We start from the raw sequence: 15,735 nt of genomic DNA, 5'->3' as shown, positions 1-15,735 counted from the left end.
GGTGCTGCGCGAGGTGGCCGCCGAGATCGCCGCAGAGCCCGACGTCTACGCGGTGGCGGTCTCGCACCGGGTCGGCCCCCTGGCGATCGGTGACGTCGCGCTCGTCGCCGCAGTGAGCACCGCGCACCGGGCGGCGGCCTTCGCGGCCTGCGCCCGGCTGGTCGACGAGGTCAAGGCGCGACTGCCGATCTGGAAGCGGCAGGTCTTCACCGACGGCACCGAGGAATGGGTCAACTGCCCCTGACGCTCAGCGGCGGCCGTTGACCACCACGGCCCGGGCGAGCCGGTCGCCGTAGAACGCCGGCTCCGCGCCGGGGCGCCAGGGCAGCGCGGCGACCAGGACGATCAGCGCGAGCGCGAGCGAGTTTTCCATCAGCGCCCCGAACAGACCGTCCTGGTAGTGCGACATCTCCGGCAGTTGGTGTTCGTACGGCCAGATCGGGGAGATCAGGAAGAGCAGGTAGAGCCCGATCGCGGCGAAGCCGTGGCGGAGCCCGGTCAGCGTCGGGTACCAGATCGGCGGGCGGAGGCCGTTGACGCCGGGTAGACCGCCGAACACCGGCCCCTGGCCGGTGCGCTGCGGCATCCCCCGGCTCGCCTCGCGGCGACGCACGGCGGCGTCGGCCAGCACGATGATCGCCGGGATCACCCAGACCAGGTGGTGCGTCCAGGAGATCGGGCTGATCACGTTCGCGGTGAGACCCACCAACGTGAAGGCGGTCAACTCGTCACCGTCGGCGCGGGAACTGGCCGCCCGGGACAGGCCCAGCGCCAGGACCAGCACCGAGAAGGCGAGCCACAGCAGCCCCGGGGTCTCGATCGAGTCGTACAGCCGGGCAAGCAGGCCGGCGAGGGACTGGTTGGGCGTCATGTCCGCCGCGCCGACGCGTTCGGTCTGCCACAGCACGCTGCCGAAGTAGGTCCGCGACTCGTCCCCGACGATCGCGAAGGTCCCCAACGTCACGCCGATCGTCGTGCCGATGGCGGTGGCCGCCACCCGCCACTGACGGGTGATCAGCAGGTAGGCGATGAACAGCGCCGGGGTGAGCTTGACCGCCGTGGCGAGGCCGATACCGGCTCCCGCCCAGGCCCCGCCGTAGATGAAGCGCAGCAGCGGCCCGTCTGTGGCGGCGTAGTGGGTGCCCCGGCGCGACCGCCAGCGAAGGCCGATCAGATCAGCCATGATCAAGGCGAACAGCAGGATGTTGACCTGGCCGTAGCCGAGCGTCTCCCGACCTGGCTCGATGGCGACCGCGAGCGGCACCGCCAGGGCCACAGTGAACCACAGCGGCCATCCCAGTCGGTCCACGATGGGCCGGAGCAGCCCGGCCAGCACCAGCGCCAGGGCGGCGATGCTGGCGGCGGCGTTGACCAGGCCGGCCGCGCCGATCGGCAGCTGCGCCATCGGCAGCATGACCAGCCCGGCGAAGGGCGGGTAGGTGAACCCGAGTGTGGTTTCGGGCGCGATGAACTCATAGAGCTCGTGACCGCTCGCCCACCACACCACGGCACCGTGGTAGATCTTCATGTCGAAGAAGTTGTACGGCCGCCCGAAGGCACCGATGGCAAGCCATGCGGCATAGGCGACGGCGGCCACGATGGCGCCCCGTACGACGTTCCTGCGATCGATCCCGCGAGCCACGCGGTCGATCCCGCGTGTCACACGTTGGATTGGGGCGAGGCGGTCCGCCCGTCTACCGACATCCGTCGGCATGGCGTGGCCACCCCCGTACCAAGGTCGTCCTACCCGTCCAGGTCCTGCACGGAGCCTAGAACGGCGCCTCACGTCAGTGCCTCCCGCGTTATGCGACCGTGTCCGATCCCACACATGTTTTTGACATTTCCACCGCGTTAACGCCTACCGGGTGGTTCAGGTAATTCGCGGCCTTAGCGAGGGGTGGGGGTGAGACGGAGACGGATCGACGCAGGTCAGCCGGGGAGTCGACGTGCGGTGGACGCGGAGCGAACGGCGATCCGGGCCTCGCGCCGGGCGGTCCGGACGGCACGTTGCATGGAACGTCGAGAGTGGCCGATGCGATGGCCCGTCCGCCACCGCAGACCCGGCTTGCCGCCGGTGTCCGCGGCGGCGAGGAGCAGACCGCCGAGGAGCCCGAGGTTCTTAAGGGCGTGAATCTGGTTGTTGTTCTTGGCGATCGGGTCGTCGTTGTTCCAGAAGGGATGCCCGGCGACTGTCACCGGCACCAGCGTGCCGGCCAGAACCAGCGCCGCGGGTCGGCTGAACCGGCCGGTGGCCAGCATCAGACCGGCACCGACCTGCACAGCCGCGTTGAGCCGGATCAACGTCTCGGTCTCGGTGGGGAAGCTCGGGTGTGCCTTCTTCAGCATCGGCGCGACCTTGTCGGTCACCGGTTTGGCGGCCACCGCGAGCCGGCCGGGGTCGCGTAGATTGCGATACCCGCTGACCACGAAGATGCCGCTCAGCATGGCGCGGGCGAGGGAACGTACGGGCGTCATGGATCAGTCATACCCCCTCGCGACGTTTGCTACCCCGTCAACCGCAGGATCGGATTGGTGTTCGTACACGTGCGCCACGCCGAGTCAAGCGACCGTCACGGATGGACGGGCGCTGGCGGGTAACGTCGCGCGGGTGACCACGCTGCGGCTACGCCCCGAGGACCCGGCCGACGCCGGCCCGGTCCGCCGCGTACTGGCCGCCGCCTTCGCCCGCCCGGACGTGGCGACGCCGCCGGAGGTCAGCCTGGTCGAGGAGCTGCGCGACACCGCCGCCTGGTTGCCGGAGTTGGCCATGGTCGCCGAGTACGGCGGTGAGGTGGTCGGATACGCGCTGCTCACCCGGGTGCGGCTGCGGCCGGAGCGAGGCTTGGACGTGCCCGCCCTGGCTCTCGGCCCGGTGGCGGTCGCGCCGCACCGACAGCGTGTCGGGCACGGCACGGCGGTGGTGCAGGCTGCCCTGGATGCCTCCACCGAGTTGGGCGAGCGGCTCGTCGTCGTCCTCGGTGCCCCGGTCTTCTACCGCCGGTTCGGGTTCGGCCCGGCGAGTGAACTCGGCCTGACCAGCCCCTGGGCCGGCCTCGGTGAGCCCTGGCAGGCGCTGGTGCTGCCGCCGTCCACCAGCGAGGAGGGCCCCCCGCCTCGCGGTGAGGTGCTCTTCCCGGCCCCCTGGTCGAAGGTCTGACCGGGCCTCAGGCCGGCTGCGTCCGCAGGTACCGGCCGAAGTGCGGGACGGTGAAGGCGACAGTGCCCCGCTCACCGGAGTAGATCAGCCCCTTCTTGATCAGCGCATCCCGGGCCGGAGACAGACTGGCCGGCTTGCGGCCGAGGGCACGGGCGATCTCCGCGGTGGGCACCGCGGCGTCCATGTCGTCGCGGACCACCTCGCCGGGCTCGCCCTCGACCGCGGACATCATGGCCATCGCCCGCATGTACTCGCGCTCGGCGGGAGTGGCGCGCTCGAACCGGGAACCGAAGAACCCGACCGCCAGCTCGGCCTCCGCCTCGGGAGCGGCCACCCGCACGTCGGCGGCGGTGATCGGCGAGCGTGGCGCGTGGTCCCAGGTGGCCTTGCCGTACGCCTGGACGAAGTAGGGATAGCCGCCGGACTTCTCGTAGAGCAGGTCGAGCGCCTTCTGCTCGTACTCGACCTCCTCGCGCTCGGCGGGCGCGCAGAGCGCCCGGTCGGCGGCGATCCGGTCGAGCCGGTCGATGCGTTGATAACGGAACAACCGTTCGGAGTACGACTTGGCGGCGCTGAGCACCGCCGGCAGGTGCGGAAGGCCGGCGCCGACGACGATCAGCGGCGCGCCGAGCTGGGACAGCTCGTGGCAGGCGGCGCAGAGCGCGGACACGTCCTCCGGGCCGAGATCCTGCATCTCGTCGATGAAGATGGCGATGCCGGTGCCGACGTCGCTGGCCACGGCGGCGGCGTCACTGAACAGTTCGACCAGGTCGATCTCGATGTCGCCGGAGTCGGCCCGACCGCTGGCGGCCGGCACGTCGATGCCGGGCTGCCACCGGTCGCGCAGCTTGGTGGCGGCACCGGCCCGGCCGGTCGGGTTGGACCGCTGGGCGAACGCCTTGAGGACGCCGAGGAACGCGTCGATGCGGTCCGGTGCGCGGTGGCGGGGGGCCAGCTCCCGGACGGCCATGTGCAGTGCGGCGGCGACCGGTCTGCGCAACGACTGGTCCGGTCGAGCCTCGATCTTGCCGCTGCCCCAGAGCCGGTTGATCGCCTGCGACCGGAGCGTGTTGAGCAGAACCGTCTTGCCGACACCCCGCAGCCCGGTGAGCATGAGGCTGCGCTCGGGTCGGCCCCGGGCGATGCGCTCGAGCACGATGTCGAAGACGTCCAGCTCTCGCCCCCGCCCGGCAAGTTCGGGCGGACGCTGACCGGCGCCCGGCGCGTACGGGTTGCGGACCGGATCCACGCATCGCAGATTATCGGGCCGTCTAGCTGCGAGGCTAGACATGGATAGATGGGGCTACCGGCGTGTCGAGACTGTCGACCACAAACTAGGGCTGTCTAGCGTCCACGCTAGACAGCCCTAGTTTTGGCAACAGGCTTCAGCGCTCCTTCAGACAGAGCACGTAGTCGAACAGGTCGACCGAGTTGTCGTGCACATAGTTCGCGGTCGCCTGCGGCGCGAGCATCTCGCACCGGTCACCGTCGGTGGTCGCCGGAATCCGCAGCAGCACCTGATAGGTGTTCGGGCCGCAGGGCACCTTACGGAGCTCCGCGTCGCTCTCACTGCCGTCGTTCACCACGCAGTCACCCCTGGCGAACTCCGGGCCCGGAGTCGGGGCGGCCGACGTCGGAGCGTCGCTGGGCAGCGCGGGTGGAACGCCCGGGGCACTCGTCGACGGGGCACGCGCCGCGTCACTGCCAGCGTCGGCCACCTTCCAGACTGCCCATCCGGCCAGGCCGAGGCACGGACAGAGCACGAGCAGCACCACCACGGTGATGATCAGAGCGACGTTGCGGCCGGTCTTCTTCGCCGGCGCGACGGGCGGCATACCGTAGCCGCCGGGAGGCTGCTGACCCCAGGGCGCCGGTGGCTGCCCCGGTGCCGGCCCGGCCGGCTGACCGGGCATCGGGCCCGCCGGTGGGTACGGCCCGGCCGGTGGGTACGGCCCGGCCTGCGGTGTCGAGCCGGCGGGTGGGTACGGCCCGGCCGGCGGTGTCGGACCCGCTGGCGGGTACGGGCCGGGCGGTGGGTAACCCGGGCCCGAGATGGGCGGCGGCGCCCACATGGGCGCGGTCGGCGGCTCCGGATCGGTGGGCGGCGGCGCCCACATGGGTGCCGTCGGTGGCTCCGCGCCATCCGGCGGGGGACCCCACTGCTGCCGGGTCGGGTCATCCGCGGGCGGCGGCGTGCTCCGCAGCGGCACCGTCTCATCGACCGGTGGTGAGCTGTCAGGCCCGTTGGGCGGGCGCTGGTACGGATCGTCCGGCTGGTCGGAACCCGCAGGTCCGTAGGTCGTCATGTCATCCCCGGGGGTGGGTGGTCTCAGCGTTGCTTGAGGCAGAGGACGAAGTCGAGAGTGTCCAGCTCACTGTCGAAGAAATACCAGTTGGTGTAGCCCTCGACCTTGCCGCACTTGGCCTCGGCGTCCCGCTCGCCGCTGGTCGGGCCGTCGATCCGGCTCAGCACCTCGTAGGACTTCGCGGTACAGCCGCTGATCAGCAGCTTCGGCTTGCCACCAGCGGTGCCGTCGTTGCGGACGCACTGGCCGACCTTCGCGAACCGTGGATCGGCCGACGATTCCGGCGCGGCCGCGCTCGGCGCGGGCTCGACCGCGTCCGCGCTGGGTTCACCAGCAACGGCCGAGTTGCTCGGCGCGGCTGCCGGCGGCGGGTCGCTCGGCCCACTGCGCAACCAGAACGCCCCGGCGGCGGCCACCACCAGCAGTAGTACGACGGCCAGTACCGCGATCAGCGGCCCCCGACCGCGCCGGCTCGGTGCCGGTTCCTCGCCGTACGGGTCGTCGGGCCGGTACGGCTGCCCGCCGTACGTCGGGGTCGGCTGGTACGGGCCGCCGTAGGGCGAGCGGGGCTCGTGGCCGTAGGGCGGGGCCGTACCGCCGCCGTAGGGCGCGTCGGGTGCCGCACCGTAGGGCGCGTCGGGCGTCGCACCGTAGGGCGGGGTGGGTGGGCCGCCGTACGCCCCGGGTCGTCCCTGCGCTGTGGGCGGGTACGACGGGACCGCCGGCGGGTAGGGCTCCGCCGCCGGCGGGTAGGGCTGCTGCGGCGGTCGACCGGGCGTCTCGTCGGGTCTCTGCCCACGCCACGGCCCCGGGTGGCCGCTCCCCGGTTGTCCGTAGTTCGTCATGCCGCCCTCCTGCACAAGTGGTGAGAGGCCGGCCACCAAAGCGCGACGCGGGCTCCGGGGTCACCGTAGCGTGGTCCACTGATGAGCTCACCTCCACCGAGCGCCACGGCCCTCGCCGGCCGTCGTGCCAACAGCACACCGACCCTGATCTGGACCGCGTTGATCGTGGTCTACGTGCTCTGGGGGTCGACCTATCTGGCCATCCGGATCACAGTGGAGACGATGCCTCCGCTGCTGTCGGCCGCGCTCCGCTTCGCCGTGGCCGGCCTGGTCCTGGTGGTGGTGCTGCGACTGCGTCGAGGCCCCGGCGCGCTGCGGGTGGACCGACGGCAACTCGGCTCGGCCGCCTTGGTCGGGGTGCTCCTGCTCACCGCCGGCAACGGCCTGGTGGTGCTCGCCGAATCAGGGCCGCCGGGAGTGGCGCTGCCGTCCGGGATCGCCGCGTTGCTGGTGGCCACGGTGCCGCTGCTGGTCGTGCTGTTGCGCTCGGCCACCGGGGACCGGCCGCCGATCTGGACGTTCGCCGGGGTCACAGTGGGCTTCGCCGGCCTCGTCCTGCTGGTGCTGCGGGGCGGTAGTTCGGCAGCGGTGCCACTGGTCGGGGCGTTGACAGTGGTGGCGGCGGCCACCTCCTGGTCGGTCGGGTCGTTCCTGTCCGGACGGATCCGGATGCCCGCCGACCCGTTCGTGGCCACGGTGTACGAGATGATGGCCGGCGCGCTGGTGCTGGTGGCCCTCGCCGCCGGTCGGGGCGAACTGGCCGACTTCCACCCGGCGGCGGTGAGCACCCGGTCCTGGTTGGCGTTGGGCTACCTCATGGTGGCCGGCTCGCTGGTGGCTTTCACCGCGTACGTCTGGCTGCTGCACAACGCGCCGATCTCGCTGGTGTCGACGTACGCCTACGTGAACCCGGCGGTTGCTGTGGCGCTCGGCGCGCTGCTGGTGGCCGAGCCGATCACCCCGCAGGTGCTGCTCGGCGGTGCCGTCATCGTCGCCGGGGTCGCCGTGGTGGTGACCACCGAACGGCCGCGCCGGGCGGGCACGGGATCACGATCGGGGGATACGCCGGCATCACGATCGGGGGACACGCCGTTGCACGACCGCCAGTAACGTCCGGCCCATGTCGGCCGCCGCGCTGGTGTCGATCGCGCTGCTCGGCGCGTTGGTCGGCCTCGTCGTACCCCTGGTGTCGCGGTGCTTCGCCACCGCGGACGCCCGGCGACCGGCGTTTTCACTGCCGCAGCCGGTCCGGCGGCCCTGGGTCGACCCGGTGGTGGCGGCCGGCGTCTTCGCCGGCCTTGCCGTCGCCGTGGGTGACGACCTGGCGCTGCCGGTCTTCCTCGCGGTCGCGGCGGTCGGTCTGGTGCTGGCGCGGGTCGACCTGGCCTGCCTGCGGCTGCCCGACCCGCTGGTCCTCGTCGCCGGGCTGCTGGCCCTCGGAGGGCTGACCACAGCGGCGCTGCTGTCCGGCACTCCCGGCCGGCTGCTCGGCGCGCTGGCAGGTGCGGTCGTCGCGGGCGGGGCGCACGTGCTGCTGGCCCTGCTGCCCGGCTCACGGCTGGGTTTCGGGGACGTGAAACTCGCCGCCGTCCTCGGCCTGCCGCTCGGCTGGTTGGGGTGGGACGCCCTGCTGACCGGGCTGCTCCTGCCGCACGTGCTGCACGGCGGTCTGGTGCTCACCCTGCTCGTCACCCGAAAGGTGCACCGGACCACCCTGCTACCCCTCGGCCCGGCCCTGCTGGCGGGCGCCTGGCTAGCCGCCCTCCTCCCTTAACACCCCCGCCCCGGCCCCGCCCAGGCCGTGGCCGTGGCCCCGGCCCGGCCCCAGACTTCGTCGATCTTGCAGTTTCTGCGCCGACATAAGGTGCATTCCACGCACATCGGCAACCGAAAGTGCAAGATCGGCGGCGGCGTGGGGGCGTGGCGGCGTGGCGGTGTGGGGTTGTGGGGGCTTGGGGGCTTGGGGGCGTGAGGGGGCTTAGATCAGGCGGAGTTGGCGGTCCTTGGGGCGGCGGGGTTCGGCTTCCCCGAAGCGTTCGAAGAGGCCGGGGTCGATGGTGCCGAGGAACGGCGAAGGTGAACAGTCGCGTTCGGTGCCGTGCCGGGTGCGGCGGCCGGCGTGACTGACGTACAGCCGGTCCTGGGCCCGGGTCAGGCCGACGAAGAAGAGCCGGCGCTCCTCGGCGACGGCGTCCTCGTCGGGGGTCGAGCCCGGCCAGCGCAACGGCAACAACCCGTCCTCGACACCGACCAGGAAGACAACCGGGAACTCCAGGCCCTTCGCGGCGTGCAGGGTGAGCAGCGTGACCGCCTCGGCCCGCGGGTCGAGCGCGTCCACCTCGGCGCCGGTGGCCAACTGCGACAGGAAGGCCTCCAGGTCGTCGCCGCAGCGTCGGGCCAGCGGGGTCAGCAGGTCCACGGCCGAGCGGACGTCCTCGGGGCGGACCGCACTGCTGGCGCCGTCCAGGGTGGGCACGGCGAACCGCTCGGCGACCACCTGACCGGCCAGCCGCACCCGGGCGGCAAGTGAGCCGGCCAGGCCGTCGGCGTGTCGTAGCTCGCGGGCGATGGCCGCCACCCCGGGCCGATCCCGCAGCCGGTCGTGGGAACGCTTCTGCACGGGGATGTTGGCCCGGGTCAGGGCGTCCACGATCGGGGCGGCCTGCGCGTCGGTGCGGTACAGCACGGCGATGTCGGAGAACGACAGTGAGGTGGACCGGCCGTCGATGCGGCCCGAGTCCAGCGAGCGGTGCGACAACCCGCCGACCAGATCGTCGACGGTACGCACGACGAAGTCGGCCTCCTCGTTCACCGACGCCGCAGGGTACCGCCCGACCAGCGGAGCTTCCGGGTCGAGCCGGGCCGGGTCCAGCCGCCGGCCCCGGACCAGCGAGGACGGCGCGATGGCCTGCACGGCGGCGGCCAGGATCGGGGCCGACGAACGGTAGTTGCGGTTGAGTCGGACCAGTCGGGCGTCGGTGAAGTCCTCGGAGAAGCGCAGGAAGTAGCCGACGTCGGCACCCCGGAACGAGTAGATGGCCTGGTCCGGGTCGCCGATCGCGCAGAGGTTGCCGTCGGCGGGGCTGAGCAGCCGCAGCAGCTCGTACTGCACCTCGTCGACGTCCTGGTACTCGTCGACGAAGATCCACCGCCAGCGGTCCCGGTACCGTTCGACAAGCTTCCGGTCGGCCCGCAGCAGCTCCACCGGCAGGGTCACCAGTTCGTCCAGGTCGACCAGGTCCTGCTTGCGCAGCAGCGACACGTAAGCGGCACTGTCGTCGCCGGCCTCGGTGCGCGCCGCCGCCCGCTCGGCGTCGTCGGCGATCCGGAAGTCGGCGGGGAGACCCGCCGCGCCGACGTTCTCCCGCAGGATGGTCAGCCCCAACGCGTGGAACGTACCCACCGTGACGTCCTCGGCGACCGGGCCGAGCAGCCCGTCGAGGCGGTGCCGCAGCTCTTCGGCTGCCCGGCGGGTGAACGTGATCGCGAGGCAGTGCTCGGGGAAGACGTTCAGCTCCGCGCAGAGGTACGCGATGCGGTGGGTGAGCGTCCTGGTCTTGCCGGTGCCCGGACCGGCCACGATGAGCAGCGGACCGCCGGGTGCGGAGGCGGCCACCCGCTGCATGGCGTCCAGTCGGTCCAGCAGGCCGGTGCCGACCTCCTCCATGCCGGAGAGCATCGGCTCGAACGGCTCGTGGGGAGACGGCGGTGACGCGATCGGCGGCGCGGGCGCCGGGACCGGCTTCCGCTTCGGCTCCGCCTTGGCCGCCGCCGGGCGCTTGGCCGGGATCCGTGGAGCCGGCTCCGCGGGTCGTCGCTGCGCCGGCACCGGTACGTCGAACAGCGTCTCCTGCGCGCCCAGCTCGGCCGGTTCGAAGAGCGTGATCACGCCGTACTCGCCGTCGTAACCGGGCACCCGGCGGACGTCGCCGCGCCGCAGCCGCCCGATGCCCTCCGCGAGGAGCTCACCACCGGCCTGCGCGATCTCGGTCAGCGGCGTCGTGGTCAGGATCTCCAGCTCGGGGCCGAGCGTGGCCAGCAGCTCGTTGAGCCGCCCCTCGACCTTCTTCGACCGGGCACCCACCTTGTTGATCTCGCCGAGGATCTCGGCCAGCGGCACCAGGTGGGTGACGTCCCGGGCGTGCGCCGGCCGGTGCCCGTCCGGCCGGTCCGCCAACTCCTCGATCCGACTGAGGACACCCACGGTGAGGGGTTTGCCGCACTCGGGGCAGCGTCCGTCGGCAGCGCGGGTGCGCTCCGGAGTCCAGTTGACCCCGCACAGCCGGTGCCCGTCCGCGTGGTACTTGCCCTCCTCCGGGAAGAACTCGATCGTGCCGGCCAGGCCGTCACCGGTACGCAGCGCCTCCCGAACGGCGAAGTAGTCCCGTTCGGCGGTCAGCACCGTCGCCTCCCGGCCGAGCGCCGGCGGCGAGTGCGCGTCCGAGTTGGACACCAGTTGGTAGCCGTCCAGGCTGCCGACCCGCCAGTTCATGGCGGGGTCGGAGGAGAGCCCGGTCTCCACGGCGAAAATGTGCCCGGCCAGGTCGGCGTAGCAGTCCGCGATCGCGTCGAAGCCCGACTTCGAGCCCAGCGCGGAGAACCAGGGAGTCCAGATGTGTGCCGGCACCAGGTAGCCGTCCGGGCTGGCCTCCAGGGTGATCTCCAGCAGGTCGCGGGAGTCCAGTCCGAGGATCGGTCGGCCGTCGGAGCCGAGGTTGCCGATCCGGCCCAGCGCGGTGTTGAACCGGGCCACCGCGTCCAGATCCGGCAGGTAGATCAGGTGGTGCACCTTGCGGGTCCGGTCGTCCCGCTTGTAGATGGTGGAGATCTCCACGCTCAGCATGAACCGGACCGGGTCCGCCTCCGCGTTCGGCGCGAGTCGGGGTGGCAGCCGCCGGGCGAGGTCCCGTTCCGCCTCCGGGTCGAGCCGGTAGAGCCCCGGTTCGGCCGGGCGCAGTGTCTCCCGCAGGTGGTCGTACCAGGCGGGGTGGGTGAAGTCGCCGGTGCCGAGCAGGCCGATGCCCTTACGCCGGGCCCACCACGCGAGGTTCGGCAGGGTGAGGTCACGGCTGCACGCGCGCGAGTACTTCGAGTGGATGTGCAGGTCCGCGACGAATGGCGGTAGGCCACCGGGGGGTACGGCGCTGAACGGGGGCACGCCGCATCCTGTCACGCCCGCCGCGCCGGCCACCCGCCGCCACGCGCGGACGTGACCTCCGCTATGCCGAGCGCAGCTCGACCAGACTGATCTGCGGCTCGGCCCCGACCCGGACCGGTGGCCCCCAGAAACCGGCGCCGTTGGTCACGTAGACCTTCGTGCCGTCGACTTCGCCGAGGCCGCTGACCACCGGCTGCTCAAGCCTGACGGCAAGGTTGAACGGCACCATCTGCCCACCGTGGGTGTGCCCGGACAGTTGCAGGTCGACGCCGTACCGGGCGGCCTCCTTCGCCGCCAGCGGCTGGTGCGCGAGCAGGACCACGGGACGGCTCGGGTCGCGGTCGCCGAGGGCGGCGGCGAAGTCCGGGCCGGCGGCGAGGCCGGTGCCGGCCCCGGTGAGGTCGTTCACGCCGGCCAGGTCGAGCACACCACCCCGAGCCTGGATCTCCTGCCGCTGGTTCTGGAGGACCCGTAGGCCGAGCCGGTCGACCTCCTGGACCCACTCCTCCACCCCGGAGTAGTACTCGTGGTTGCCGGTGACGAAGAAGTTGCCGTACCGGGAGCGCAGGTCACGCAGGGGCTCGGCGGCCGCGCCGAGTTCGGCGACGGTTCCGTCGACCAGGTCGCCGACCACCGCGACCAGGTCCGCGTCGAGCCGGTTGATCGCGGCGACGATCCGCTCGGTGTGCGCCCGGCCGCGCAGCGGACCGAGGTGGATGTCGGAGACGGTGGCGATGCGCAGGCCGTCCATGCTGCGGGGGAGTTTGGCGAGCGGGATGCGTACCCGGTCGAGCTGGGGTGGACCGAGTGCCGTGCGAACGCCGTACCCCACGATGCCTGTGGCGGTGAGACCGGCGAAGATGGCGGCCCCACGGGCGAGCAGCAACCGACGGGACGGGTCGTGGTCCGGTGCGGCGACGGCGTCGGCGGCCGGCGGGTCGGTCGGCCCGGCGGCCCCGACGAGCACCGGCTCGGGCGCGGCGGTGGTGGGCTCCGCGGCGACCACCCGGCGGCGCAGCACCAGTCGGGCGACGAGCATCGGGACTTCCAGCACGATCAGGACGATCAGCAGGTAGAACATCAGCGCGAGCCACAGGTAGCCGGGCCAGGCGAGCCAGTAGAGCCCGGCCTGCGTGCCGGCCATCGTGACCGGCACGAGCAGTGCCAGCACCAGTGCGGCGATCCCGCCGACCCGTCGCCAGCGGCCCGGCGCGGTGGTGTCCTGAACGAGCCGCTTCCACAGGTAGAGGTGGATGAGGCCGGTGACCAGCGCCAGGACAGCCACGAACCCCAGAACCGCCATCATGTGTGAAGCCTCCCTCAGCCGCCCGCGAACGGGGGCAGGACATCGATCGTGGCCCCGGCCGGTAGAGGGGTCTGACGATCATGACAGCTGACGCCGTTCACGAGGAAACTCGCCACCCGCAGCACCCCGGCGAGCCGGTCGCCGTGGCGCTGGGTCAGCTCCGCCGTGAGGTCGTCCAGTGACCGCCCGGCGGGGATGGCCTCCTCGGCGCGGCCGGCGGCGGCGCGGGCACCCGCGAAGTAGCGGATGGTAAGCGTCGTCGACTCCACGCCTCAGCCCCCGATCGCTGACATCGGACGGGTGGGCTGGAGGAAGGTGGGATCGTCGATGCCGTGCCCGGCACGCTTGCCCCACATCGCGGTACGCCATCGCCGGGCCAACTCGTCGTCGTCGGCACCGGTGCGCAACGCGGCGCGCAGATCCGACTCTTCAGTGGCGAAGAGGCAGGCGCGGACCTGGCCGTCGGCGGTCAACCGGGTGCGGTCGCAGTCCCCGCAGAAGGGGCGGGTGACGCTGGCGATCACGCCGACCCGGGCGGGGCCTCCGTCGACCAGCCAGGTTTCCGCCGGTGCCGCGCCGCGCTCGGTCGGGTCGGGGCTCAGATCGAAGACGGTACGCAGTGACGCCAGGATCTCCTCGGCGGTGACCATGGTGTCGCGGGCCCAACCGTGCTGGGCGTCCAACGGCATCTGCTCGATGATCCGCAGCTGGTAGTCGTGCTCGAGGGCGAAGCGGAGCAGCGCCGGCGCCTCGTCCTCGTTGACACCACGCATCAGCACTGAATTGATCTTCACGGGGCTGAGCCCGACGGTCGCCGCCCCGGCGAGCCCGGCCAGCACCGCGTCGAGGCGGGGGCGCCGGGTGAGCTTGGTGAACCGGTCCGGGTCCAGGGTGTCCAGTGAGACGTTCACCCGGTCCAGGCCGGCCGCCCGCAACGCCGGGGCCAGTCGGTCCAGGCCGATGCCGTTGGTGGTCAGCGAGACCCGGGGGCGGGGTTCGAGGGCGGCGACCGCCGTCACGATGTCGACCAGCCCGGCTCGGATCAGCGGCTCACCGCCGGTGAACCGCACCTCGGTCACGCCGAGCAGTTCGACAGCAACCCGGACCAGCCGGACGATCTCCTCGTCGGTCAGCAACTCGGGGCCGGCCAGCCAGGGGAGTCCTTCCGCCGGCATGCAGTAGGTGCAGCGCAGGTTGCACTTGTCGGTGAGGGACACGCGCAGGTCCCGGGCGACACGGCCGTACCGGTCGACGAGGACGCCGTCGATCCCCGGGGCGACGCTCACCTGTCGACCGTAGCGCGCTCGGCCCGGCTCAGGACGCCACGGGCGGTCTGGACGACCACATCTCGGAAGCTGACGCCGAAGAGTGCTGTGTGCACGAGCAGCAGATGCAGCTGATGCACTGGCACGCGGTCACGCCAACCGTCCGGTAGTGGCCAACTATCCTGGTAGGCGGCCACCACCCGATCCAGGTGGGGAATGCCGCCGAAGAGGGCGAGCTGGGCGAGATCCGTCTCCCGGTGCCCACCGTGTGCCGCCGGGTCGATGAGCCAGGCCCGGTCGTCGAGCCCCCACAGCACGTTGCCCGGCCACAGGTCGCCGTGGATGCGCGCGGGCGGCTCGTCGCCGCCGAGCCCGTCGAGACGACCGATCACCTGCTCGACCAGAGCGGCATCGGCGCTGGTCAGCGCGCCAGCGTCGACCGAGCGTCGCAGGTAGGGGGCGAGGCGTCGCTCGGCGAACCAGGTCGACCAGCGCCCGCCGGTGAGGGTGTTGTCCTGTGGGAGCGAGCCGATGAAGCCGGGCCAGGTGGCACCGAAGGCGGTTGCGCCCGCCCGGTGCAGCCCGGCCAGCTCCCGGCCGAAGCGCTCCGCTGCCTCCGGCGTCGGTTCGCCGGGCTCCACCCAGTCGAGCGCCAGCAGCTCCGGCAACACCACGATCACCTCGGGTACGCCGACAGCGCCCGCCTCCCGCAGCCAGCGCAGGCCGGCGGCCTCGGCGGCGAAGAAGCCCTCCGGCGCCGGTCGGTCGGCGCCCTCCGGCCAGGACTTGGCGAAGACGGAGTGGCCGTCGTCGAGGGTGAGCCGGGCGGCTGCGCAGATGTTTCCACCGGAGACCGGCGTCTCCCGGAGCCGCTGATGGGTCCGGAAGGTCGGGAGGTGTGCCGGATGCGCGCGCAGGTACGCCAGGTCCATCAGCGCACGGTAACCGCTCCTTACGACAGCCAGGTGTCGCCCGACGACATCGGCGCTCTTTCCGCACCCGTAGGTGGCGCGTGAGCAGGGAGAACACGCTGAGTAACTGTGGATAAGCCGCGTGTCGTCCACAGGGGTGGCAGGGCCCGGCACGCCCGCCGCAGGCTTCCGACATGACCTCGACCGAACGCCCTCAGCTCGCCGTCCGCTCACCCGCCGACCTGATCGCCGCTGTGCCGTACCTGCTCGGCTTCCACCCCACCGACAGCGTCGTCGCCGTGGCGCTGGTCGGCCGACAGATCGTCTTCGCCGCCCGCGCGGACCTGCCCGACCCGACCGAGCTGGGCGGACTGGCCGGGCACCTGGCTGGTGTGCTCCGCCGGCAGGGCGCGGAGGCCGCCACGGTCGTGGGTTACGGGCAACCGGAGCAGGTCACCCCGGCAGTGGACGCGCTGCGCGACGCGTTGAACGATTTCGGGCTGCACGTGCTCGACGCGCTGCGGGTGACCGACGGCCGCTGGTGGTCCTATCTCTGCACCGAGCCCGAGTGCTGCCCGCCCGAGGGTCGCCGCTACGACCCGACCGCCAACCGGGTGACCGCCTCGGCGGTCTTCGCCGGTCAGGTCGCGCTCCCCGACCGGGCCGCCCTGGTGGCGCAGGTGGCACCGGTGGACGGGCCGGCCCGGGAGGCGGCCCGCGCGGCCACCGCCCGCGCCGAGCTGAGACTGGCCGAGCTGGTCGAGCAGGCACCCGAGAGCGACCTGCT

At 72.2% G+C, this 15,735-nt stretch carries 14 protein-coding genes and 1 pseudogene; 5 read left to right on the top strand and 10 right to left on the bottom strand.

Going from position 1 to position 15,735, the window contains the following annotated elements:
* A partial coding sequence (locus ABZ749_RS11740) for a molybdenum cofactor biosynthesis protein MoaE (protein ID WP_357226347.1) occupies positions 1-244 on the top strand: 244 nt, incomplete at its 5' end.
* Positions 245-247: 3 nt separating this feature from the next.
* On the opposite strand, the gene ABZ749_RS11735 is transcribed toward ABZ749_RS11740, so the two are convergent.
* Both ABZ749_RS11735 and ABZ749_RS11730 read right to left on the bottom strand, forming a co-directional pair.
* On the bottom strand, positions 248-1,714 hold the full coding sequence (locus ABZ749_RS11735; protein WP_357201814.1) for a glycosyltransferase 87 family protein: 1,467 nt from the start codon (positions 1,712-1,714) through the stop codon (positions 248-250).
* Between the two features lie 215 nt (positions 1,715-1,929).
* Positions 1,930-2,475, bottom strand: a complete 546-nt coding sequence (locus ABZ749_RS11730; protein WP_357201811.1) for a DoxX family protein — start codon at positions 2,473-2,475, stop codon at positions 1,930-1,932.
* A 133-nt stretch (positions 2,476-2,608) separates the two neighbouring features.
* On the opposite strand from ABZ749_RS11730, the gene ABZ749_RS11725 reads away from it, so the two are divergent.
* Entirely contained in the window at positions 2,609-3,157 is a 549-nt protein-coding gene (locus ABZ749_RS11725) for an N-acetyltransferase (protein ID WP_357226344.1), read from the top strand.
* A 7-nt stretch (positions 3,158-3,164) separates the two neighbouring features.
* Here ABZ749_RS11725 and ABZ749_RS11720 read toward each other — a convergent pair whose 3' ends face one another.
* From ABZ749_RS11720 to ABZ749_RS11710, 3 genes and pseudogenes are all read right to left on the bottom strand, one after another.
* Positions 3,165-4,406: an ATP-binding protein gene (locus ABZ749_RS11720; protein ID WP_355583794.1), complete on the bottom strand. Its 1,242-nt coding sequence runs from the start codon at positions 4,404-4,406 to the stop codon at positions 3,165-3,167.
* A gap of 136 nt (positions 4,407-4,542) precedes the next feature.
* Positions 4,543-4,947, bottom strand: coding sequence for a hypothetical protein (locus tag ABZ749_RS11715; RefSeq protein WP_357226350.1), 405 nt, complete (start codon positions 4,945-4,947; stop codon positions 4,543-4,545).
* Positions 4,948-5,486: 539 nt separating this feature from the next.
* Positions 5,487-5,957 (bottom strand): annotated as a pseudogene (locus ABZ749_RS11710) (hypothetical protein); the annotation flags it as partial.
* Between the two features lie 432 nt (positions 5,958-6,389).
* Between ABZ749_RS11710 and ABZ749_RS11705 the strand changes: the two are divergent.
* Positions 6,390-7,418 (top strand): EamA family transporter, encoded by a 1,029-nt coding sequence (locus ABZ749_RS11705; RefSeq protein ID WP_357226339.1) that lies wholly within the window; start codon positions 6,390-6,392, stop codon positions 7,416-7,418.
* Between the two features lie 10 nt (positions 7,419-7,428).
* Positions 7,429-8,082: a prepilin peptidase gene (locus ABZ749_RS11700; protein WP_357226334.1), complete on the top strand. Its 654-nt coding sequence runs from the start codon at positions 7,429-7,431 to the stop codon at positions 8,080-8,082.
* A gap of 204 nt (positions 8,083-8,286) precedes the next feature.
* Here the strand turns inward: ABZ749_RS11700 and ABZ749_RS11695 are convergent, their stop codons facing one another.
* From ABZ749_RS11695 to ABZ749_RS11675, 5 genes are all read right to left on the bottom strand, one after another.
* A complete protein-coding gene (locus ABZ749_RS11695; protein ID WP_357226331.1) occupies positions 8,287-11,466 on the bottom strand; it encodes a UvrD-helicase domain-containing protein in 3,180 nt (1,059 codons plus the stop codon).
* 61 nt (positions 11,467-11,527) lie between these two features.
* The gene (locus ABZ749_RS11690; protein WP_357226326.1) at positions 11,528-12,772 is read right to left on the bottom strand and encodes a metallophosphoesterase; all 1,245 of its coding nucleotides are present in this window, start codon (positions 12,770-12,772) and stop codon (positions 11,528-11,530) included.
* Positions 12,773-12,786: 14 nt separating this feature from the next.
* The gene (locus ABZ749_RS11685) at positions 12,787-13,041 is read right to left on the bottom strand and encodes a MoaD/ThiS family protein (protein WP_357226321.1); all 255 of its coding nucleotides are present in this window, start codon (positions 13,039-13,041) and stop codon (positions 12,787-12,789) included.
* Between the two features lie 3 nt (positions 13,042-13,044).
* The gene (moaA, locus tag ABZ749_RS11680; protein WP_357226318.1) at positions 13,045-14,058 is read right to left on the bottom strand and encodes a GTP 3',8-cyclase MoaA; all 1,014 of its coding nucleotides are present in this window, start codon (positions 14,056-14,058) and stop codon (positions 13,045-13,047) included.
* Positions 14,055-14,969 (bottom strand): fructosamine kinase family protein, encoded by a 915-nt coding sequence (locus ABZ749_RS11675; RefSeq protein WP_357226314.1) that lies wholly within the window; start codon positions 14,967-14,969, stop codon positions 14,055-14,057. The genes moaA and ABZ749_RS11675 overlap by 4 nt, the downstream gene beginning before the upstream one ends.
* Before the next feature lie 173 nt (positions 14,970-15,142).
* Between ABZ749_RS11675 and ABZ749_RS11670 the strand changes: the two genes are divergently transcribed.
* A partial coding sequence (locus ABZ749_RS11670; RefSeq protein ID WP_357226311.1) for a DUF4192 domain-containing protein occupies positions 15,143-15,735 on the top strand: 593 nt, incomplete at its 3' end.

The organism is Micromonospora sp. NPDC047753 (assembly GCF_040642735.1).
Taxonomy (GTDB): domain Bacteria; phylum Actinomycetota; class Actinomycetes; order Mycobacteriales; family Micromonosporaceae; genus Micromonospora.
The sequence above is the reverse complement of the archived record's forward strand: the minus strand, read 5'-3'. Positions and strand labels throughout refer to the sequence as shown.